Below are 19,489 nucleotides of genomic sequence, written 5' to 3' on the forward strand. Positions count from 1 at the left end.
CCGTGAGGACACGGCCGTCGTCGCCGCCGGCCGGCGTGACCAGGTGCGATTCCGGACCGAGGTGAGGCAATGGCCCCGATCACTCCGACCCAGGCGCTGGCCGAGTTGCAGGCCGGCAACAGGCGTTTCGTCGCCGGTGTGCCCCACCATCCCAACCAGGATGCCGGCCACCGCACCGCCGTCGCCGACGGCCAGCATCCCTTCGCGGTCATCGTCGGCTGCTCCGACTCCCGGCTCGCCGCCGAGATCATCTTCGACCGGGGTCTCGGTGACCTCTTCGTGGTCCGGACCGCCGGGCACACCGCCGGGCCCGAGGTGCTCGGCAGCGTCGAGTACGCGGTGACGGTGCTCGGCACCCCGCTGGTGGTGGTCCTCGGGCACGACTCCTGTGGTGCCGTGCAGGCGGCCCGGGACGCGGCCCGGACCGGCACCCAGCCCCCGGGACACCTCTACTCGGTGGTCGCCGCCGTCGGGCCGAGCCTGCGTCGCGCGGCCCAGCAGGGGGTGCACGACATCGACGGGATCGTCGACATCCATATCGCGCAGACCGTCGAGGTGCTGCTCGGCAACTCCCCGGTGATCGCCGCCGAGGTGGCCGCCGGCCGGTGCGCGGTGGTCGGGATGTCCTACCGGCTCGCCGCCGGTGAGGTGCGCCAGGTAGCCCCCGAGCTGCCCGCGCCCGCCGCCGCGGTGCCGGCACCGGCCGTGCCGGCCGGTGCCGCGACGGCACCCGTCGCCTCCTGACCCGCACCGGTCACGATGAGGGCCGCCCGGCTCAGCCGGGCGGCCCTCATCGTGCGCCTCGATCAACTCACCGGGCCGGTGCTGCGGTGTCCGGAACGCCGGACACCGCAGCTTCGGCCCAGCTGCACCCGCTACAACAGCGACACGTGGACGTGGTCGGTGTGGTTGGACGGTCCCGAGTACGAACTCCAGCCGTTGGCCGGGAACCAGATCTGCCGGTTCCAGATCACGTAGTAGATGCCCAGCCGGTCCGAGTTGCGGATCAGGAACGCGGCGAGGTTGTTGCCGTACATCCGGGTGTCGTTGTTGTGCCACGGGCTGAACCCGCTCTTCTGCAACGACCAGTCGCACGCCTTGCCCTTGGGGTGCTCCCACGGCCCACCGGGGCGGTAGCAGCCGACGAACCGGTTGAATCCGGCCCGCTTGACCTCCTTGTACATGTGCAGCGTGCGCGGGGTGATGCACCCGGACGTGGTCGGGTCGTTCTCGCTGCACGACTCCCCGCGCCACTCGCCGTTGGCGGTCTGGCCGGGTGCGACGCGGGCCACCGGGGACGTCGCGTCGACCAGGCCGCCGGTGAAGCCCCGACCGCCGACCAGGGCCAGTGCCTTGTCGGCCTCGGTCTTCTTCTTGGCCATCAGGTTGGCCTGCTTCTGCTGCTCACGGACCTCGGCGTCGACGGCGAGCTTGGCCTGCTCGGCCCGGGTCTTGACCTTGTTGACCTCGGCCAGCTTGCCGGCGTTGACCATGTTCAGCTCGTCCAGGGCGGCGGCCCGCCGGACGAAGGCGTCCGGGGCGTCGCTCTCCAGCAGCGCGGCGACCGCGCCGACCCGACCCGTCCGGTACGACTGGGCGGCGATCTCGGTGACCTGCGGAGCCAACGCCGCCAGCTCCTGCTCCGCCTTCTCCACCTCGATGGCGTATTCGAGTTGGCGTTTCTTGGACTTCTCCAGTCGGGTCTTCGCCGCCGAGTACTCCCGGTTCGTCGCCTCGATGACGTCGGTGAGCAGCTTGGGCTCCTCGTCCTCCTCGTGCCCCGAGGGGGTGGGCGCGTTGGGTGCTGCCGCCGCGGGGGCGGCGGCCGGGCCGGCGACCAGCGCCAGAGCGGCGAGCACGGCCACCACCGGAGTCCACCAGTGGCGTAGGGGTGCCGTCACAGTTGTCCCTTCCGTCGACCGCCGACCGGGTTAGCTGACGGGTTCGGGACGGAAGTGGCCCCTACCGCTGGCGCGGATTCACCCCAGGTGCTCGGTTCCCCGGCTCGCCGTACGGCGATTGGGCGGTGGCACCGCTGGCTCCGGTGGGCGCCTTCGGCGGTGACCGGCAGCGAGGTTACCCGAGAGTCGTACCGGGGATCTACGCCCGCAACCCGACCAAATGAGTATTTTCCCGATAGCGAGTGGTAATCAGTGACGTGGCCGACAGCCGCGACCTCGCCTTCGGTCACGCAGCGCAGTGTCACCATGCGGTGTCCGTGCTCCTTTCCGGGTCCGGCCACCGTGCGGGGGCCGGGGTGGACGGTTCGCCGTGCCGGGGCGCGCTCAACGCCTCCCACGCCTCGGCACGGTCGGGGGCGGGACGTGGGGCGGGCGTCGGCCCGGCCGTACCGGCGTCGGCCGGCCCCCGTCCGGCGGTGACCACCAGCGCGGCCAACCCGGTGGTCAGCGGCACCGCCGCCACCAGGCCGAGGGTCGCCACCGCGCTGCGGACGATCTCCTGGGCCAGGAACTCGCTGGTGAGGATCTGGCTCACCGGGCGGCTGTCGGCGGTGAGCAGGAGCAGCAACGGCAGTGACGCGCCCGCGTACGCCAGCACGATCGTGTTGACCGTGGACGCGATGTGCGCCCGGCCGACCCGGGTCGCCGCCCGGTAGAGCTGCAACCGGGACAGCCCCGGATTGGCGTGCGCCAGCTCGGTGACGGTGGCCGACTGGGTGACCGTGACGTCGTCCAGGACACCGAGCGACCCGATGATGATCCCGGCCAGCAGCAGGCCGTGCAGGTCGACGTCGCGTTGGTACATCGACAGCGTGGTGGCCTCCTCGCTGCCGTACCCGGTCAGGTGGGTGGCGGCGGTGGCCAGCGTGCCCAGGACGCCGGTCAGCACCAGACTGCCCAGCGTGCCCAGCACCGCCACCGAGGTCTGCGCGGTGATCCCGTGGGTCAGGTACAGCACCACGAACATGATCAACGCGGCGCCGGTGACCGCGATCGGCAGCGGCGCGCCCCCGGCGGAGATGCCCGGCACCACGAAGGTCAACAGGATGGCGAAGCTGGCCCCGAGCCCGGCCAGGGCGGCCAGCCCGCGCAGCCGGCCGAACGCCACGATCGCCGCCGCGAACAGGGCGACCAGCCAGAGCAGCGGCATGCCCCGCTGGTGCTCGGCGATGTGGTAGCTGCTCACCGACGGATCGGTGGGGTCGGCCAACGCGACGAGCACGACCTCGTCGCCGACGGCCACCGTCGGTGCCCCCGGCCCGGACGGGACGGGCGTCTCGACCTGCTCACCGCTGTCCGGCCCCTGCCCGACGGTGACGGTCACCGTCCCGCACGGCCCGTCGGCCACCCCCGACGGGCCGTCGGGCGTCTGCGGGGCGGGCGGGCACGGCTCGGTCACCACCCGGGTCACCGTGCCGTGGTAGCGGGGCACCTGCTCGCCCTGGTCGATCTTCGAGGTCTTCCCTGGCCAGAGCAGCAGCGTGGCGATCACCGTGACGACGATGAGTGGCACCACCGTCATGACGAGGATCCGTCGCACCCGGGGCGGGGTGGACGGAGCGGGGCGGGTGTGGTCGGCGCCCATGTCTGCGAGTTCTCCCAACGGTCCGGGACGGGATACGTGTCAGCCGACCTGCCGGTTCACCCACGGGCGGCGCGTCATCGTCGGACGATGGTAGCCAGCGCCCCGACCCGCCCGCCCGGTTCACCGTGCCCACGGCCTGCCGGAAGAGGATGGTGGTGGCCATGGACCAGCACCGCGACCGGGCAGCCACCCCGCACCCCGGCCCGACGGCGCGGGGTGGCCACACCGACCCGGTGGGGCCCGCCCCGCACCGGAGCCGGGTCGGGCACGCCGGCCGCACCCCGGACCGGAGCGGGGGCGAACACGTCGGGCACGACCCGGCGACGTTCCGGCGTCGGTTCCTCGTCTGCCTGGCGCTGACCCTGCCGGTGGTGGCGACCGACCGGATGGTGCTGGACTGGGTCGGCCACCCTCTGGAGTTCCCCGGCCGTTCCCTGGTCGGGCCGGTGCTCGGCTCGGTGGTCTTCTGGTGGGGCGGCTGGCCGTTCCTGACCGGGGCGCTCCGGGAGGCCCGCGCCCGTACGCCGGGCATGATGCTGCTGGTCGCGATGGCGATCAGCGTCGCGTACACCGCCTCGGTGTCGACCTTCCTCGGTGCCTTCGACCTGGACTTCTGGTGGGAGCTGGCGGCGCTGGTGACCATCATGCTGCTCGGCCACTGGCAGGAGACGAAGGCGATCGGCCAGGCCCGAGGAGCACTCGACGCGCTGGCCGCGCTGCTGCCCGACGACGCCGAACGCGTCGGCGCGGACGACGACGTCGAACGGGTGCCGGTGACCGGGCTGCGTGAGGGCGACGTGGTGCTGGTCCGCCCCGGCGGTCGGGTGCCCGCCGACGGACGCGTCGTGGCCGGCACCGCGGAACTGGACGAGTCGATGGTCACCGGTGAGTCCCGGCCGGTGCCCCGGTCGGCAGGTGACCGGGTGGTGGCCGGCACCGTCGCCACCGACCAGCCCGTGCGGGTGCGGGTCGAGGCGGTCGGCGAGGCGACCACGCTGGCCGGCATCCGCCGCCTGGTCACCCAGGCGCAGCGGTCCGGCGGGCGGGCGCAGGCGCTCGCCGACCGCTTCGCCGGCTGGCTGTTCTACGTCGCCACCGGCACCGCCGTGCTGACCGCGCTGGTCTGGACCGCGCTCGGCGAGCCGGACCAGGCGGTGGTGCGGACCGTCACCGTGCTGGTGATCGCCTGCCCGCACGCCCTGGGCTTGGCGATCCCGCTGGTCGTCGCGCTCTCCACCGGGCTCGCCGCCCGCTCCGGGGTGCTGGTACGCGACCGGCTGGCGCTGGAGCGGATGCGGACCGTCGACACCGTGCTCTTCGACAAGACCGGCACCCTCACCCGGGGCGAGCACGTGCTGGTCGGGGTGGCCGCCGCCGACGGCACCGACGGGAACGAGGTGCTGCGGCTCGCGGCCGGCGTGGAGGCCGACAGCGAACACCCGCTGGCCCGCGCGATCGTGACCGCCGCCGCCGACCGGGGCGGAGCACGTACGGCCACCGGGTTCCGCGCGTTGCCCGGCCGGGGAGTCCGCGCCGGGATCGACGGTACGGACTACGCCGTCGGCGGTCCGGCGCTGCTGCGCGAGCTGGGCCGGGAACTGCCCGGCGAACTGACGGCGGCGCAGCGGGAGTGGACCGGCCGGGCGGCGGTGGTGCTGTACCTGGTGCGCCTGCCCGACACCGTCGTCGGCCTGCTCGCCCTTGCCGACCAGGTGCGACCGGAGGCGCGGGAGGCGGTCGACGCACTACGTGCCGAGGGTGTCCGGACGATCGCGATGCTCACCGGGGACGCCCGCCCGGTGGCCGAGGCGGTCGCCGCCGACCTGGGCTTCCGACCCGGGGTGGACGAGGTGTTCGCCGAGGTGCTCCCGGCCGACAAGGACCGGCAGGTGGCCGGGTTGCAGCGGCGGGGTCTGCGGGTGGCGGTGGTCGGTGACGGGGTGAACGACGCCCCGGCCCTGGCCAGAGCCGACGTCGGGATCGCCATCGGGGCGGGTGCCGACGTGGCGGTCGAGTCGGCCGGGGTGGTGCTCGCCTCGTCCGACCCGCGCGGGGTGGCCGGTGTGCTGCGGCTGTCCCGGGCGGCGTACCGCACGATGCTCCAGAACCTGGCCTGGGCGGCCGGCTACAACGTGGTGGCGTTGCCGTTGGCCGCCGGGGTACTGGCCGGGGTGGGGATCACGCTCGGCCCGGCGGTCGGCGCGGTCCTGATGTCCGCCTCCACCATCGTGGTGGCGCTCAACGCCCAACTGCTGCGCCGGGTACGCCTCGACGCCCGGTGACCCGTACCGGCCCGCCGGGCGACCGGTACGGCTAGCGTGGAGCCGTGCGGCGGGCGGGTACGGCGACGACGACCGGGCGGTGGCTGCGGCTGCTGCTGCTCGTCGGCACGCTGCTGGGGCTCTCCGCGATGCACACCCTCGGTCACGACGGGCACCTCGGCGGCGTCCACCATCCCACCGGCCACGGCACGTCGACCGACGACCCGCACCGGCCCGCCGCCGGGCACGACACCGACAGGTCGTCCGTCTCCGGGCCGGCGGCGGACCTGATGCACCTGATCCCGGCGGTGTGGGGGGTGCCGGTCGGTCCGGGGTGGGGCGTCGCGGTGCCGGACCCGGCCGTGCGGTCCTGCGGGGACGGGTGCCCGGTGGCGCTGCCCGCCGGCCCGTCAGGCACACCCGTAACGGCGTGGAGCGTCTGCCTGGCGGTGCTCGGGGCGCTCACCGTGCTGGTGCTGGTGTTGCTCTTCGTGGTCCGTACCAGGCCGGCCGGGGTGTTCCGGCCGCCGTCGCGGCCCCGCCAGCCGCGCGCCCCGCCACCGCGCCCGCTCGGGCTGCGGCTCGCCACGGTGTCGGTACTGCGCAGATAGGACACCCGGCGCGGCTTTGCCGTGTCCACCGTCCGTCGCGTACGTGTCCGTCCACCGAAAGGTATGCCCGTGTCCACCCGTACCCTTGCCCGTCGCGTCGCCCTGGCCGGCGTCGCTCTCGCCGCCGCGTCCGCCCTGACCGCCTGCGGCGGCGGCCACTCCACCGCCGGCGGTCACGGCCGCCCGGCCGCCGGGGCCGGCCCTTCCTCGGCCGCCGCGGATCCGGCCGACGTGATGTTCGCCCAGATGATGATCCCGCACCACCAGCAGGCGGTACGCATGTCGGAGCTGGCCGGGAGCCGGGCCGCCGATCCGGAGGTCACCCGGCTGGCCGAACGGATCCGCGCCGCCCAGGCCCCGGAGATCGCCACCATGACCGGCTGGCTCACCGCCTGGGGCCGGCCCGTCCCGTCCGACGGCCCGGCCGACGGCCATCTGCCAGGGATGGACCACGGGATGCCGGGGATGATGTCCGACGCCGACCTGGCCCGGCTGGAGGGGGCGACCGGTCGGGACTTCGACCGCCGGTTCCTCAGCATGATGATCGCCCACCACGAGGGGGCGATCACCATGGCCCGCCAGGAGCTGGCGGACGGCCGGCACGCCGGGGCGCGGGCCATGGCGCAGCAGATCGTCACCACCCAGCAGGGCGAGATCGACACCATGCGGAAGATCCTCGCCCGGCTCTGACCGCCACCCGTGACGCGTCGCGGGGCCGGATCCCACCGGCCCCGCGACGTCGGTCTCCCGCCCGGTCCCGCCCGGCCGTTGCCCCGCCGGTCGCCGGACGGGTGGGTCGGGTCAGCCGCGTTTCATCAGGCGGCCGACGGCGGCCATCATCTCGGCGGCCATCTCGTCGGCGCGGCCCTCGGCGGCCCCCTCGTGCATGCAGTGCCGGGCGTGGCCGTCGAGCAGGCCGAGGGCGACCTTGTCCAGGGCGGCCTGCACGGCGGAGATCTGGGTGAGCACGTCGATGCAGTACCGGTCGTCGTCGACCATCTTCTCGATCCCCCGGACCTGCCCCTCCACCCGGCGCAGCCGCGCGAGCAGCTGGTCCTTGCTGGCGGTGTAACCCCGGACCGGGGTGCTCGGTGTGGTCATGGGGACCACGATAGCGTACCCCTGGGGGGTATGCTACGGTCGCGGGGTGACGTACCCCTGGGGGGTATGTTGGACGAGTGGAGGGGAGAGTCGCATGATCACGGACTACCAGGTGACGGGCATGACCTGCGGGCACTGCGTCAGCGCGGTCAGCGCCGAGGTGGGTGCCCTTGACGGCGTCACCGACGTCCAGGTCGACCTGGCCTCCGGCCGGGTCGCCGTCACCAGCGACCGCCCGCTGGACACCGCGTCCGTGCGGGCCGCCGTCGACGAGGCCGGCTACGACCTCGTCGAGGCGTGACGGTCCAGGGCGACCGATGAACACACCGACCAGGCTGGGCGGCTTCGCCCTGGTCCTCGCGGTGGTGTTCGGCGCGGCGTACGGGGTCGGCCAGCTGACCGGCCCCGGTACCCCGCCCGCCGAGACCCGCCACGACCCCACGCGACCCGTCCACCGCCCCGACCCTGCCACCGACCCGACGCCGACCGGCACCGGCACCGGCGGGGCCGGTCACACCCACGGTTGACCGGAGGTGCCGCGATGACCCCGACCACCCAGAACCTGCCCACCGCCCCCCACCTGATCGAGCTGGCCATCGGCGGAATGACCTGCGCCTCCTGCGCCGCCCGGATCGAGAAGAAGCTCAACCGGCTCGACGGCGTCGAGGCGAGCGTCAACTACGCCACCGAGAAGGCCACCGTCCGGTACCCCGACGGGGTCACCCCGGACGACCTGATCGCCACCGTCGAGAAGACCGGCTACACCGCCGTCGTGCCGCCCCCGCCCACCCCCGCCGGGACGGAACCGGCCGGTGCGCCGGTCGACGAGCTGGGTGCCCTGCGGACCCGGCTGCGGGTGTCGGCCGTGCTCACCGTGCCGGTGATCGTGCTGGCGATGGTCCCGGCCTGGCAGTTCACCTACTGGCAGTGGCTGTCGCTGACCCTGGCCGCCCCGGTGGTCGCGTACGGCGGGCTGCCGTTCCACCGGGCCGCCTGGACCAACCTGCGGCACGGCGCGGCGACCATGGACACCCTGGTGTCACTCGGCACCCTGGCCGCGTTCGGCTGGTCGCTCTGGGCGCTCTTCCTCGGCGACGCCGGGATGCCCGGGATGACCCACCCGTTCCGGCTGGACATCGTCCGCACCGGCGGGGCCGGCAACATCTATCTGGAGACCGCCGCCGGGGTGACCGTGTTCCTGCTGGCCGGCCGCTACTTCGAGGCGCGCTCCAAGCGGACCGCCGGGGCGGCCCTGCGCGCCCTGCTCGAACTCGGCGCGCGGGACGTCGCCGTGCTGCGCGGCGGCACGGAGACCCGGGTCCCGGTCGACCGGCTCGTGGTGGGCGACCGGTTCGTGGTCCGGCCCGGCGAGAAGATCGCCACCGACGGGCGGGTCGAGGAGGGCACCTCGGCGGTCGACGCCAGCATGCTCACCGGCGAATCGGTGCCGGTCGAGGTCGGGCCCGGCGACCAGGTGGCCGGTGCCACCGTCAACGCGGGCGGCCGGTTGGTCGTCACCGCCACCCGGGTCGGCGCGGACACCCAACTCGCCCAGATGGCCCGGCTGGTGGAGGCGGCACAGACCGGCAAGGCCGCCGTGCAGCGGCTCGCCGACCGGATCTCCGGGGTGTTCGTGCCGATCGTCATCGTGCTGGCCGTCGGCACCCTGGGCTGGTGGCTGGGGTCCGGGGCCGGCCCGACCGCCGCCTTCACCGCCGCGGTGGCCGTGCTGATCATCGCCTGTCCGTGTGCCCTCGGCCTGGCCACCCCGACCGCGCTGCTGGTCGGCACCGGGCGCGGCGCCCAGCTCGGCATCCTGATCAAGGGGCCGGAGGTGCTGGAGTCCACCCGGCAGGTCGACACGGTGGTGCTGGACAAGACCGGCACGGTCACCACCGGCCGGATGACCCTGGTCGACGTCCGTCCCGTCGAGGGGCAGGACCGGGCCGAACTGCTCCGGCTCGCCGGGGCGGTGGAGGCCGGCTCGGAGCACCCGATCGCCCGCGCCGTGGCGGCAGGTGCCGCCGGGGCCGGTGAGCTGCCGTCGGTCACCCGGTTCGCCGCCGCCGAAGGGCTCGGCGTCACCGGCACCGTCGACGGCCACGACCTCGTCGTCGGGCGGCCACGGCTGCTGCGCGAGCGGGGTCTGGACGTACCGGAGGAGGTGGTCCGGGCGGTGGCCGAGGCGGAGGCCGCCGGGCGTACGGCGGTGGTGGCGGGCTGGTCCGGGCGGGCCCGGGGCGTCCTCGCGGTCGCCGACGTGGTCCGGCCCACCAGCCGGGCGGCGATCGCCGGGCTGCGCGCCCTGGGCCTGACCCCGGTGCTGCTCACCGGGGACAACGCGACAGTCGCGCAGGCGGTGGCCGCCGAGGTGGGCATCGACCAGGTGACCGCCGAGGTGCTGCCGGCCGACAAGGTCGACGTGGTCCGCCGGCTCCAGGCGCAGGGTCACACGGTCGCCATGATCGGCGACGGGATCAACGACGCGCCGGCCCTGGCCCAGGCCGACCTGGGACTGGCCATGGGCACCGGCACCGACGTGGCGATCGAGGCGTCCGACCTGACCCTGGTCCGGGGCGACCTGACCGCCGCGGTGGACGCGATCCGGCTCTCCCGGCGCACCCTCGCGGTGATCAAGGGCAATCTGTTCTGGGCGTTCGCCTACAACGTGGCCGCCCTCCCCCTGGCCGCCGCCGGCCTGCTCAACCCGATGATCGCGGGCGCGGCGATGGCCTTCTCGTCGGTCTTCGTGGTGGCCAACAGCCTCCGCCTCCGCCGCTTCCCGACCACACCGCACCCCGCACGAGCGCGATCCGGGCAGCCGGGTTGATCAAGAGGTGCGCGTCACCCGCCGGCTCGCTGGTGACGCAAACCTCTTGATCAACGGGCGGGGGCCGGTGGCGGTGCGTTTTGGGGACGAGGGGTGGGGGTATCTGGGTGGCGTTGGAAGAAATGCTTTATTCGGGAGGCTCTCATGGGGTTCGACGACAAGATCGGCAACACGACCGAGAACACCGCCGGCAAGATCAAGGAAGGCGTCGGCCGGGCGACCGACAACGAGCGCCTTGAGGCCGAGGGCCGCAACGACCAGGCCAAGTCCAGCCTCAAGCAGGCCGCCGAGAAGGTCAAGGACGCCTTCAAGAGCTGAACCGCACCACCGTCACGCCGGACCGACCCCGTCGGGCCGGCGTGACGCGTGTCCGGGTCCGCCGATTCGATTTCCCGCCGGGTCGTGCGGCATCGTGTCGCGGTACGGCCGTCACACCGAACGGGGAAAGTCGATGCATCGCCGCTCCACCACCGCACTCACCCTCGCCGTCCTCGCCGTCCTCGCCGCCGGCTGCTCGGACGGCGGCACCGGCACCGACGCCGCACCCGGCCCGTCGGCCACCGCCACCACCGGGGAACCCACACCCCAGACGGCGACCACCACTGCCCCGGAGAGCACCGGACCGCCCGCCGGCACCGCCGCGAACACCGCCCAGGTCTGCCGCGCCGTCGACCAGCTGATCATCGACGGCAGCCGGCAGATCACCGCCGACTCGGCCGACGCCACCCGCGAGGAACTCACCCCGGAGCAGCTCAACGGCAAGCTCAAGGGGCGGCTGAGCCGGCTCGCCGACGACGTCCGCGCGCAGGCCCGCAAGGCCCGGGACGATCGGATCAGGAAGCTGGTGGAGGAGACCGCCACGAAGATCGACGCCGGGGCGTCGGCCAAGAGCCCGGCGAGCTGGATGGGCACCGACTTCGTCGACATCCCGCCCCGGCTCACCCGCGACTGCCACGTCTGAGCCGGCGCTACGGCTCAGGCGACAGCTCAGCGTCGACCGGTCAGCGGGCGGGACGGCGGCGCGCTACCGGCGAGCGAGGCCCGGTCGGCGGCGGAGGTGCCGGACTGCCAGCCCTCGGCGTCCCGCACGGTCAGCCGGGCCCGGGTGACCCCGGGGAAGAGGGTGTCCATCCGCTCCCGCACCGCGCCTGAGCGGGCCGCGAGCACCGGCAGCAGCCGGTCCGCCCCGGTGTCCTGCGCCGCCTGCCGGTCCGCCGATTCGGTCGCCGCCCGCAGCCGCTCACCGATGCGCAGCGCGAAGGCGTGCAGGAAAGCCTCGTCGTACGCCTTGGTCCGCCGGCCGCCGCCGCGTCGTTCCCGCCGGCCGCGCAGCATCGCGGCGGTGGCCTGCACCAGCAGCGAGGTGTGCAGCAGTTCGACCGCCTCCAGATCGGCCGGGAAGCCGAGCACGGTGGCGAAACCGAGGTCGTCGGACCAGACCGACTCGCACCGGTTCGCCGTCGCCACCTCCTGCACCAGCAGCGCCTTCGCGCCCGCGTAGGGGGCGTCGGTGCCGATCCGCACCCCGCCGGGATGGTCCGGGTGGGTCGCGGCCGACTCGACCAGCGCCCGTTCCAGGCTGTGCCGGGCGATCAGTTCCTGCGCCTTCCCGGTGAACGCCTCCGCCTCGGCGGGGAAGGTGGTGGACTCGGCCTTGGCCAGCAGCGCCCGTACCCGGTCCAGGACGCGGGAGCCGGACGGACCGCGCGGCCCGGTCACCGTCACGGCACCGTGGCCGCCGGGCGGTGGGCGCAGCACCGCGATCGGCGGCAGCCCGGCCAGCAGCGCCAGCACCTCGACGGCGTCCCGCAGGGCGGCGATCCGGTCCGTGCCCTCACGGACCGCCCACCCGCCCAGCCAGCCCGCGTCGCCGTCCCAGCGGACCCGGGCGTCCAGGTCGGCCAACTGGTCGTCCCACCACTGCGGCACCGGGCCGGGCTCGGCCGCCCGGTCGGCGGCGAGCGCGTCGACGACCAGCCGCCCGGGGCGCGCGCCGAGCCGGCGGGTCACGATCCGGGCCACGTCGACCGGCTGCCAGCCCCGTGGCCACAGCCGGTGCACCGCGGCGACGAGCCGGCGCAGCAGGGCGGCGTCCACCGCCGTCGGCCCGGCGGCCCCGTCGTCGGCACCCCGGCCGCCGTCGTCGCCGGGCCGCGCCGGGGCGCTGCCGACCACCAGCCGGTCCAGCTTCCGCTCCGCGTCGCGTACGTCGGTGCCGCGCACCGCCGTGACCGCGGCGGTGATCAGGGCGTCGGCGTCCGGCACGGGGGTCCTTCCTCGGGGACGACGGCCGGACGGTGTCCGGATCGTCGGGAGTGTCTGCCCGGCAACGGTACCCGCACCCGGATTGCCCCTCCCCGGCACTCATCCGTTCGCCTCCCGGGTCCGTACTCCTGCCCGGAGTGGATCCGGGTGGACGGGAGGCGAACGGTGAGCACCCTGACGGTGAGCGAGTCCGTCGACCGTGGCCGGCACCGGGGGCGACGGCGGGGCGTGACCCCGGCCGGCGTCCTGACGGTGGTGCTGGTAGTGGCGGGGCTGGTCGCCGGTGGCGCGGTGGTGGCCCAGCGGCAGGGCATCGACCTGGGTGCCCTCGTCGGCGACGTACGGCGGGAACCGCTGCGGCCGGCCAACGCGGCGGTGCCGCCGGTGCCCCCCGGGGCGCAGGCTCCCGCCCCGCTCTCCTCCGCCGTGCCTTCCGCCGCCGCGCCCGCTCCGGCGCTGCGCTATCCGCAACGGGGGACCGGCACCTGGCGGACGGCGACCGCGCAGGGGGCGGTGGCCGGGCGCGGCGGGCAGCTCCTGCGCTACCGGGTGGCGGTGGAGGGCGGCATCGACGACGTCGACCCGGAACGGTTCGGTCGGGAGGTGGCGGTGGTGCTCGCCGACCGCCGGGGCTGGACCGCCGACGGCAGGTGGCGGCTGCAACGGGTCGGCGGCGACACCCCGGCCGACTTCACCGTGATGCTGACCACCCCGGTCACCCGGGGCGAGTTGTGCGGGGACACCTCCGACCGGTACACCTCCTGCCGCAACGGCGACCGGGTGGTGGTCAACGTGGCGCGTTGGGCCCGGGGCGTGCCCGACTTCCGGGGCGACCTCGGCACCTACCGGGCGTACGTGCTCAACCACGAGGTGGGGCACCGGCTGGGCCGGGGGCACGAACGGTGTCCGGCCGCGGGCGGGCCGGCCCCGGTGATGCAGCAGCAGACCCTGGGCCTGCACGGCTGCCGGCCGAACGCCTGGCCGATGGTGGGCGGTGCCCTGCTCACCGGCCCGGCCGGCGAGTACGACGACCCGATCCCCTCCGACGACTGACCCCGGCCTGCGGGCGGGCGTTGACCTACCCGAGATGGGCGACGATGCGCTGCCCGGCCGGAGTGAAGGCGGATTGTCGGTCCCGTTGAGGTGACCAGTCGCGCGTCGCCCGTCGTGCTGCCCGGTCACCGGCGGGGGAAGGACGCCCAGATGTTCTTGGTGCGGTCGGTGGCGTACCAGCCGACCTTGAGCGAGACGGCCATGGCGATCTGGAGGCCCCGGCCCCCGGCCCCCATCGGGCGGGTGTCGGCCAACTCGGGGATGGTGCTGAGGTCGTGGTCGGCCACGTCGAGGATGAGCGAGTCGTCGACCGTCAGCAACCGGACAATGGTCGGTGGAATGCCATGTTTGAGGGCATTCGTGGCGAGTTCGGTGGCAACCAGGACGATCAACTCGGGAATCTCTTCCATCCGCTGACCGTCGAGGAGCTGCTCACCGGTGAGGGCCTCGTGCAGGGAGGCACGCAGGGCGCGCAGGTCGGCGGGATCGGCCAGTTCCCACCGGCGCAATTCGGTGGCCTGCGGCGGGGGCGGCGAGGTGAGAAGCTGTGCCATGATCCCGGTTTACCCTACGTAGCGGCCCACCATGCCATCCCGGCTGTCGGGGATTCGTCGCATGCCACCCGTCGTACCGGCCCCGCGCGCCGGCCCGTTCCCCGCCCCCGCGCAGTCCGGTCGGGTGTGCTTCGGGCCACTGTCCAGGGTGGTGTGCCAGGCCGGGACGGGTGGGGGTCCGCCGGCACGCCGGCAATCGCAGAAACCATCCGATTCGGGGCCTGCGTGAGCCCGTGCGGTCGCGTAAAGTCCGCAAACTGAACGGGCCATGTCGGCGACGGAACGCCCCGCTAACGGGTGCCCGTCCGCACGGTTGGGCGCATCCCCGCGCCGGCTCGCGGACCGCCTCAGGAAGAGCCATGACCGCCAGTACGAATACCCCCAAGGTGACCGTCGTGGTCCCGGCGTACAACTCCGGACCGCACATCGAGAAGCTCGTCACCTCGCTGCTGCGGCAGTCACTGCCGGCCAGCGAGTTCGAGGCGATGTTCGTCGACGACGGCTCGACCGACTCGACCGGTGCCCGGCTCGACGAACTGGCCGCCGCCCACCCGCACTTCCGGGTGCTGCACATCGACAACTCCGGCTGGCCGTCGCGGCCCCGCAACCTCGGTGTCGAGCACGCCCGGGGCGAGTACGTCTTCTTCGCCGACGACGACGACTGGTTCGGCGAGGAGGCCCTCGAACGCCTGTACGCCTGCGCGACCGCGCACGACGCGGACCTGGTGATCGGCAAGATGGCCGGACACCGCCGGTCGGTGCCGCGTGAGCTGTTCCGGCGCAACCGGTTCGACGCCACCCTGGAGAACGCTCCCCTGATCGACAGCCTCACCGCGCACAAGCTGTTCCGGCGCTCCTTCCTCGTCGAGCACGGCCTGCGGTTCCCCGAGGGCAAGCGTCGGCTGGAGGACCACGTCTTCGTCACCCGGGCGTATTTCCTGTCCCGGCGCACCTGCGTGCTGGCCGACTACGTCTGCTACCACCACCAGCGGCGGGTCGACGCCGGCAACGTCACGGCCACCGCGCTGGAGCCGGCCGGCTACTTCGTCAACCTGCGCGAGGCGCTCGACATCGTCGACGAGCACACCGAGCCCGGCCCGCTGCGCGACCGGCTGCACCGGCGGTGGCTGCGCAACGAGATGGTGTCCCGGTTGCGCGGCCGACGACTGCTCGACGCGCCCGCCGACTGGGTGGACCAGTTGGTCGGCGAGGCGCAGCGGACGATCCGGGACCGGTTCGCCCCGGGCGTCGCCGCCGGCCTTCCGCCGCTGCAACGGATCATCACCAGGCTCATCGAGCAGGGGCGCACCCCGGACCTGCGCCGGCTCGCCGGGTGGGAGGCGGCCGTACGGGCCGCGCCCACCGTGCAGCGGGTCGAGCGGGACGCCACCACCCTGACCGTCAGGCTCACCGCCGAGCTGTTCTTCGGCGACCAGCCGCTCACCCTCACCGCCGACGGCGAGCAGCGGCTGCTGGTGGTGCCGGTGGACGACCTCCCGGCCGACCTGCGGGACGCCACCGCCCGGATCAAGCAGTCCAAGCTCGACGTGATCGCCAGGCGGCGGGACACCCGGGAGGAGTTCTTCGTACCGGTCACCGGCACCGTCGAGCTGGTCCCGGCGGCCGACGGCATGCTGCGGCTGGTCCAGCGGGGCACCGCCCGCCTCGACGTCGGGGCGCTCAACGGCGGCCGGAGCAGGGGCACCTGGGACCTCAAGGTCCGGGTCACCTGCTGCGGTTGGACCGAGGACGCCAGCCTCCCGGTGGCGTTCCGTTGCGCGTCCGACGGGGCCCGGCCGGTCTCCGTGCCGTACCTGGGCAGCCTGCGTTTCCGGCTGCGACGGGCGGTGGCGCGTCGGGTGCCCGAGTCGATCCGGCGGGCCATCCGCCGCTGATGCAGTCCCCACGGTGAACGTGCTGGAACTCAACCTGGTCCTGGACCGCAGCCTGCCCGCCTGCTGACCCCGACGCCGACACCCCCATCAGGCGGTCGCGCCCCGGGGCGGCACGCACAGCGGGAGGATGGACGCGTGTCACGAGGTGAACTGCGCATCTACCTGGGCGCCGCCCCCGGGGTCGGCAAGACGTACGCGATGTTGGAGGAGGCCAGGCGGCGGGCCGAACGGGGCACCGACGTGGTGGTCGGCCTGGTGGAGACGCACGGCCGGCCGCAGACCGCCGCGATGATCGGCGACCTGGAGGTGCTGCCCCGCCGCCCGCTGCGCTACCGGGGCGTCAATTTCACCGAGCTGGACCTGGACGCCGTCCTTGAACGCCGGCCCGAGGTGGTGGTGGTCGACGAGTTGGCCCACACCAACGTGCCCGGCTCCCGGCACCAGAAACGCTGGCAGGACGTCCAGGAACTGCTTGACGCGGGCATCTCGGTACTGTCGACGGTCAACGTGCAGCACCTGGAGTCGCTCAACGACGTCGTCACGCAGATCACCGGCACCACCCAGCGGGAGACCGTCCCGGACGCCGTGGTCCGCGCCGCCGAGCAGGTCGAACTGGTCGACATGACCCCGGAGGCGCTGCGCCGGCGGATGGCGCACGGCAATATTTACGGCCCCGACAAGATCGACGCGGCGCTGGGTAACTACTTCCGGGTCGGCAACCTCACCGCGCTGCGCGAGCTGGCCCTGCTCTGGCTGGCCGACAAGGTCGACGACCAGCTCGACCGGTACCGGGCCCAGCAGGGCATCTCCGACACCTGGGAGGCCCGGGAACGGGTCGTCGTCGCCCTCACCGGCGGCCCCGAGGGGGAGACGCTGATCCGTCGGGCCGCCCGGATCGCCGCCCGGAGCAAGGGTGCCGACCTGCTCGCCGTGCACGTGGCCCGCGACGACGGACTGGCCGGGGCGGACCCGGCCCAGCTCGCCCGGCAGCGGGTCCTGGTGGAGAGCCTCGGCGGGAGTTACCACCAGGTGCTCGGCGCGGACGTCCCGGCCGCCCTGCTCGACTTCGCCCGGGGGGTCAACGCCACCCAACTGGTGCTCGGCGCGAGCCGGCGCGGCCGGTTCGCCCAGCTGTTCGCCCGAGGCGTCGGCGTGACGACCACGGCCCGCTCCGGGGCGATCGACGTACACCTGGTCACCCATCCGGAGGCCGGTCGGGGTCGGCGCGGGCCGGGGGTGCCGGCGGCGCTGTCCCGGCGGCGTCGGCTGCTCGGCTTCGCGCTCGCCGGGCTGGGCCTGCCGCTGCTCACCCTGCTGCTGTCGGTGTTGCCGGACCTGAGCCTGACCAACGACATTCTGATCTTCCTGGCCGGGGTGGTCGGGGTGGCGCTGGTCGGTGGGCTGTGGCCGGCGTTGGTCGCTGCGCTCGGTGGGTCGCTGTTGTTGAACTGGTTCTTCACTCCGCCGTACCGCACGTTGACCATCGCCGAGGCGGACAATCTGCTCGCGTTGGGTGTCTTCGTGGCGGTGGCGGTCGCGGTGAGTGGGGTGGTGGATGTGGCGGCCCGGCGTACCCGGGAGGCGGCCCGTGCCGCCGCCGATGCGCAGACCCTGGCGGTGGTCGCCGGCAGCGTGCTGCGCGGCGAGCGGCCGTTGCCGGCGCTGTTGGACCGGTTGCGGGAGACCTTCGGGCTGCGCGCGGTCAGCGTGCTCGAACTCGCCCCCGAGGCGCAGGGGCGGCCCGGTCGGGCCCACGAGGAGGGCGTGTGGCGTCGGGTCGCCAGCGTCGGGGTGGACCCGGCCGGCAGCCCCGGCGCGGGGGAGACCACGGTGCCGGTCGACGAGCGGTTGACCGTGGTGCTCTCCGGTCGTCGGTTGGAGGCCGCCGACCGGCGCATCGTGGAGGCGTTCGCCGCGCAGGCCGCTGTCGCGCTGCGCCAGGAACGGCTCGCCGAGGAGGCCGCCACCGCCCGGCCGCTCGCCGAGGCCGACCGGTTGCGCACCGCGTTGCTCGCCGCCGTCAGCCATGACCTGCGTACGCCGTTGGCGTCGGCGAAGGCGGCGGTGAGCAGTCTGCGCAGCCCTGACGTCGAGTTCGACCCGGAGGACCGGGCCGAGTTGTTGGCCACCGCCGACGAGTCGTTGGACCGGCTGGGTCGGCTGGTGGCGAACCTGCTGGACATGAGCCGGTTGCAGGCCGGCGTGTTGGGCGTCGCCCGTACCGCGGTCGGGTTGGAGGATGCCGTACCGCTGGCCCTGGACGAGCTGGGGCCGGCCGCCGCCGGGGTGCGCACCGACATCCCGGCCGACCTGCCGGCGGTCGACGCCGACCCGGGCCTGCTGGAACGGGTGCTGGTCAACGTCGTGGCGAACGCGTTGCGGCACAGCCCGGCCGGCCGGCCGCCCACGATCACCGCCAGCGCCCACGCCGGGCAGGTGGAGCTACGGGTCATCGACACCGGGCCGGGTATCCCCGAGGACCGGTGGGAGCACGTCTTCCTGCCGTTCCAGCGGCTCGGCGACCGGGACAACCGGACCGGGGTGGGGCTCGGGCTGGCCCTGTCCCGGGGCCTGGCCGAGGCGATGGGTGGCAGCATCACCCCGGAGACCACCCCCGGCGGAGGGCTGACCATGGTGCTGCGGCTACCCGCCGCCGACGAGAGGCCGGACCGGTGACCCGCATCCTGGTCGTCGACGACGAACCACAGATCCTGCGCGCGCTGCGGATCAACCTGCGCGCCCGCGGCTACGACGTCGAGGTCGCCGACACCGGCACGGCCGCGCTGAAGGCCGCCGCCGGCCACCCCCCGGACCTGGTGGTGCTCGACCTCGGCCTGCCCGACCTCGACGGTGTGGACGTCATCCGGGGCCTACGCGGCTGGACCACCGTGCCGATCATCGTGCTGTCCGGGCGAGCCGGCAGCGCCGACAAAGTCGCCGCCCTCGACGCCGGCGCCGACGACTACGTCACCAAACCGTTCGGGGTCGACGAACTGCTCGCCCGCATCCGCGCCGTCACCCGCCGCCTCACCGCCGCACCTGCCGACGCCACCGCCACGGCGCGGGTGGGACGACACACCGTCAACCTCGCCACCCACACCGTCACCAGCGACGACGGCACCGACACCCGGCTGACCCCCACCCAGTGGGCCGTGCTCGAACGACTGCTGCGCCACCCCGGCAAACTGATCAGCCAGCGTCAGCTCCTGCACGACGTGTGGGGCCCGGAATACCAGCAGGAGACCAACTACCTGCGGCAGTACCTGGCCCAGCTGCGACGCAAGCTCGAAGACGACCCCGCCCGCCCCCGGCACCTGATCACCGAACCCGGCATGGGCTACCGCTACCGCCCCTGACCGGCACGGTCCGACCG

The 19,489-nt window shown here is 74.0% G+C and carries 18 protein-coding genes and 1 riboswitch; of the genes, 13 read left to right on the forward strand and 5 right to left on the reverse strand.

Annotated elements, in window-relative coordinates; genetic code table 11:
• The first annotated feature begins 69 nt into the window (after positions 1-69).
• Complete coding sequence (locus tag JQN84_RS14455; protein WP_204958846.1) at positions 70-744, forward strand: carbonic anhydrase; 675 nt, start codon at positions 70-72, stop codon at positions 742-744.
• A gap of 131 nt (positions 745-875) precedes the next feature.
• Here JQN84_RS14455 and JQN84_RS14460 read toward each other — a convergent pair whose 3' ends face one another.
• Both JQN84_RS14460 and JQN84_RS14465 read right to left on the reverse strand, forming a co-directional pair.
• Positions 876-1,901 carry a coiled-coil domain-containing protein gene (locus tag JQN84_RS14460; protein WP_204958847.1) on the reverse strand — a complete coding sequence of 342 codons (1,026 nt, stop codon included), beginning with the start codon at positions 1,899-1,901 and terminating at the stop codon, positions 876-878.
• Between the two features lie 3 nt (positions 1,902-1,904).
• Positions 1,905-2,036, reverse strand: a riboswitch (cyclic di-AMP (ydaO/yuaA leader).
• Positions 2,037-2,202: 166 nt separating this feature from the next.
• Positions 2,203-3,546 carry a YibE/F family protein gene (locus JQN84_RS14465; protein ID WP_204958848.1) on the reverse strand — a complete coding sequence of 448 codons (1,344 nt, stop codon included), beginning with the start codon at positions 3,544-3,546 and terminating at the stop codon, positions 2,203-2,205.
• Positions 3,547-3,707: 161 nt separating this feature from the next.
• Here JQN84_RS14465 and JQN84_RS14470 point away from each other — a divergent pair, with 161 nt between their 5' ends.
• From JQN84_RS14470 to JQN84_RS14480, 3 genes are all read left to right on the forward strand, one after another.
• Positions 3,708-5,828, forward strand: a complete 2,121-nt coding sequence (locus JQN84_RS14470) for a heavy metal translocating P-type ATPase (protein ID WP_204958849.1) — start codon at positions 3,708-3,710, stop codon at positions 5,826-5,828.
• A gap of 44 nt (positions 5,829-5,872) precedes the next feature.
• The gene (locus JQN84_RS14475; protein WP_204958850.1) at positions 5,873-6,418 is read left to right on the forward strand and encodes a hypothetical protein; all 546 of its coding nucleotides are present in this window, start codon (positions 5,873-5,875) and stop codon (positions 6,416-6,418) included.
• A 69-nt stretch (positions 6,419-6,487) separates the two neighbouring features.
• Positions 6,488-7,108 (forward strand): DUF305 domain-containing protein, encoded by a 621-nt coding sequence (locus JQN84_RS14480; RefSeq protein ID WP_281900934.1) that lies wholly within the window; start codon positions 6,488-6,490, stop codon positions 7,106-7,108.
• Positions 7,109-7,219: 111 nt separating this feature from the next.
• Here JQN84_RS14480 and JQN84_RS14485 read toward each other — a convergent pair whose 3' ends face one another.
• Positions 7,220-7,519 carry a metal-sensitive transcriptional regulator gene (locus tag JQN84_RS14485; RefSeq protein WP_091244878.1) on the reverse strand — a complete coding sequence of 100 codons (300 nt, stop codon included), beginning with the start codon at positions 7,517-7,519 and terminating at the stop codon, positions 7,220-7,222.
• Between the two features lie 94 nt (positions 7,520-7,613).
• Between JQN84_RS14485 and JQN84_RS14490 the strand changes: the two genes are divergently transcribed.
• From JQN84_RS14490 to JQN84_RS14510, 5 genes are all read left to right on the forward strand, one after another.
• Positions 7,614-7,820: a heavy-metal-associated domain-containing protein gene (locus JQN84_RS14490; RefSeq protein WP_204958852.1), complete on the forward strand. Its 207-nt coding sequence runs from the start codon at positions 7,614-7,616 to the stop codon at positions 7,818-7,820.
• A gap of 16 nt (positions 7,821-7,836) precedes the next feature.
• Positions 7,837-8,046: a hypothetical protein gene (locus JQN84_RS14495; protein ID WP_204958998.1), complete on the forward strand. Its 210-nt coding sequence runs from the start codon at positions 7,837-7,839 to the stop codon at positions 8,044-8,046.
• A 14-nt stretch (positions 8,047-8,060) separates the two neighbouring features.
• On the forward strand, positions 8,061-10,349 hold the full coding sequence (locus tag JQN84_RS14500) for a heavy metal translocating P-type ATPase (RefSeq protein ID WP_204958853.1): 2,289 nt from the start codon (positions 8,061-8,063) through the stop codon (positions 10,347-10,349).
• A 144-nt stretch (positions 10,350-10,493) separates the two neighbouring features.
• Entirely contained in the window at positions 10,494-10,667 is a 174-nt protein-coding gene (locus tag JQN84_RS14505) for a CsbD family protein (protein ID WP_088643694.1), read from the forward strand.
• Between the two features lie 133 nt (positions 10,668-10,800).
• Positions 10,801-11,310: a hypothetical protein gene (locus JQN84_RS14510; protein WP_204958854.1), complete on the forward strand. Its 510-nt coding sequence runs from the start codon at positions 10,801-10,803 to the stop codon at positions 11,308-11,310.
• A gap of 26 nt (positions 11,311-11,336) precedes the next feature.
• On the opposite strand, the gene JQN84_RS14515 is transcribed toward JQN84_RS14510, so the two are convergent.
• Positions 11,337-12,614 carry a DUF2786 domain-containing protein gene (locus JQN84_RS14515; RefSeq protein WP_204958855.1) on the reverse strand — a complete coding sequence of 426 codons (1,278 nt, stop codon included), beginning with the start codon at positions 12,612-12,614 and terminating at the stop codon, positions 11,337-11,339.
• Positions 12,615-12,779: 165 nt separating this feature from the next.
• Between JQN84_RS14515 and JQN84_RS14520 the strand changes: the two genes are divergently transcribed.
• Positions 12,780-13,667: a DUF3152 domain-containing protein gene (locus tag JQN84_RS14520; RefSeq protein ID WP_281900919.1), complete on the forward strand. Its 888-nt coding sequence runs from the start codon at positions 12,780-12,782 to the stop codon at positions 13,665-13,667.
• Positions 13,668-13,792: 125 nt separating this feature from the next.
• Here the strand turns inward: JQN84_RS14520 and JQN84_RS14525 are convergent, their stop codons facing one another.
• Entirely contained in the window at positions 13,793-14,221 is a 429-nt protein-coding gene (locus JQN84_RS14525) for an ATP-binding protein (protein ID WP_204958856.1), read from the reverse strand.
• 359 nt (positions 14,222-14,580) lie between these two features.
• On the opposite strand from JQN84_RS14525, the gene JQN84_RS14530 reads away from it, so the two are divergent.
• From JQN84_RS14530 to JQN84_RS14540, 3 genes are all read left to right on the forward strand, one after another.
• On the forward strand, positions 14,581-16,116 hold the full coding sequence (locus JQN84_RS14530) for a glycosyltransferase family A protein (RefSeq protein WP_204958857.1): 1,536 nt from the start codon (positions 14,581-14,583) through the stop codon (positions 16,114-16,116).
• A gap of 135 nt (positions 16,117-16,251) precedes the next feature.
• Complete coding sequence (locus tag JQN84_RS14535; RefSeq protein ID WP_204958858.1) at positions 16,252-18,792, forward strand: sensor histidine kinase; 2,541 nt, start codon at positions 16,252-16,254, stop codon at positions 18,790-18,792.
• Entirely contained in the window at positions 18,789-19,472 is a 684-nt protein-coding gene (locus tag JQN84_RS14540) for a response regulator (RefSeq protein ID WP_204958859.1), read from the forward strand. The genes JQN84_RS14535 and JQN84_RS14540 overlap by 4 nt, the downstream gene beginning before the upstream one ends.
• Positions 19,473-19,489: the final 17 nt, after the last annotated feature.

The organism is Micromonospora humidisoli (genome assembly GCF_016900955.1).
In the GTDB taxonomy this organism is placed as follows: domain Bacteria; phylum Actinomycetota; class Actinomycetes; order Mycobacteriales; family Micromonosporaceae; genus Micromonospora; species Micromonospora wenchangensis.

Bases quoted from the DNA above. Each gene is read 5' to 3' on its own strand.
- JQN84_RS14510 (WP_204958854.1), top strand. From the start codon at position 10,801: ATGCATCGCCGCTCCACCACCGCACTCACCCTCGCCGTCCTCGCCGTC.
- JQN84_RS14455 (WP_204958846.1), top strand. From the start codon at position 70: ATGGCCCCGATCACTCCGACCCAGGCGCTGGCCGAGTTGCAGGCCGGC.
- JQN84_RS14525 (WP_204958856.1), bottom strand. From the start codon at position 14,221: ATGGCACAGCTTCTCACCTCGCCGCCCCCGCCGCAGGCCACCGAATTG.
- JQN84_RS14500 (WP_204958853.1), top strand. From the start codon at position 8,061: ATGACCCCGACCACCCAGAACCTGCCCACCGCCCCCCACCTGATCGAG.
- JQN84_RS14505 (WP_088643694.1), top strand. From the start codon at position 10,494: ATGGGGTTCGACGACAAGATCGGCAACACGACCGAGAACACCGCCGGC.
- JQN84_RS14465 (WP_204958848.1), bottom strand. From the start codon at position 3,546: ATGGGCGCCGACCACACCCGCCCCGCTCCGTCCACCCCGCCCCGGGTG.
- JQN84_RS14470 (WP_204958849.1), top strand. From the start codon at position 3,708: ATGGACCAGCACCGCGACCGGGCAGCCACCCCGCACCCCGGCCCGACG.
- JQN84_RS14490 (WP_204958852.1), top strand. From the start codon at position 7,614: ATGATCACGGACTACCAGGTGACGGGCATGACCTGCGGGCACTGCGTC.
- JQN84_RS14495 (WP_204958998.1), top strand. From the start codon at position 7,837: ATGAACACACCGACCAGGCTGGGCGGCTTCGCCCTGGTCCTCGCGGTG.
- JQN84_RS14485 (WP_091244878.1), bottom strand. From the start codon at position 7,519: ATGACCACACCGAGCACCCCGGTCCGGGGTTACACCGCCAGCAAGGAC.
- JQN84_RS14530 (WP_204958857.1), top strand. From the start codon at position 14,581: ATGACCGCCAGTACGAATACCCCCAAGGTGACCGTCGTGGTCCCGGCG.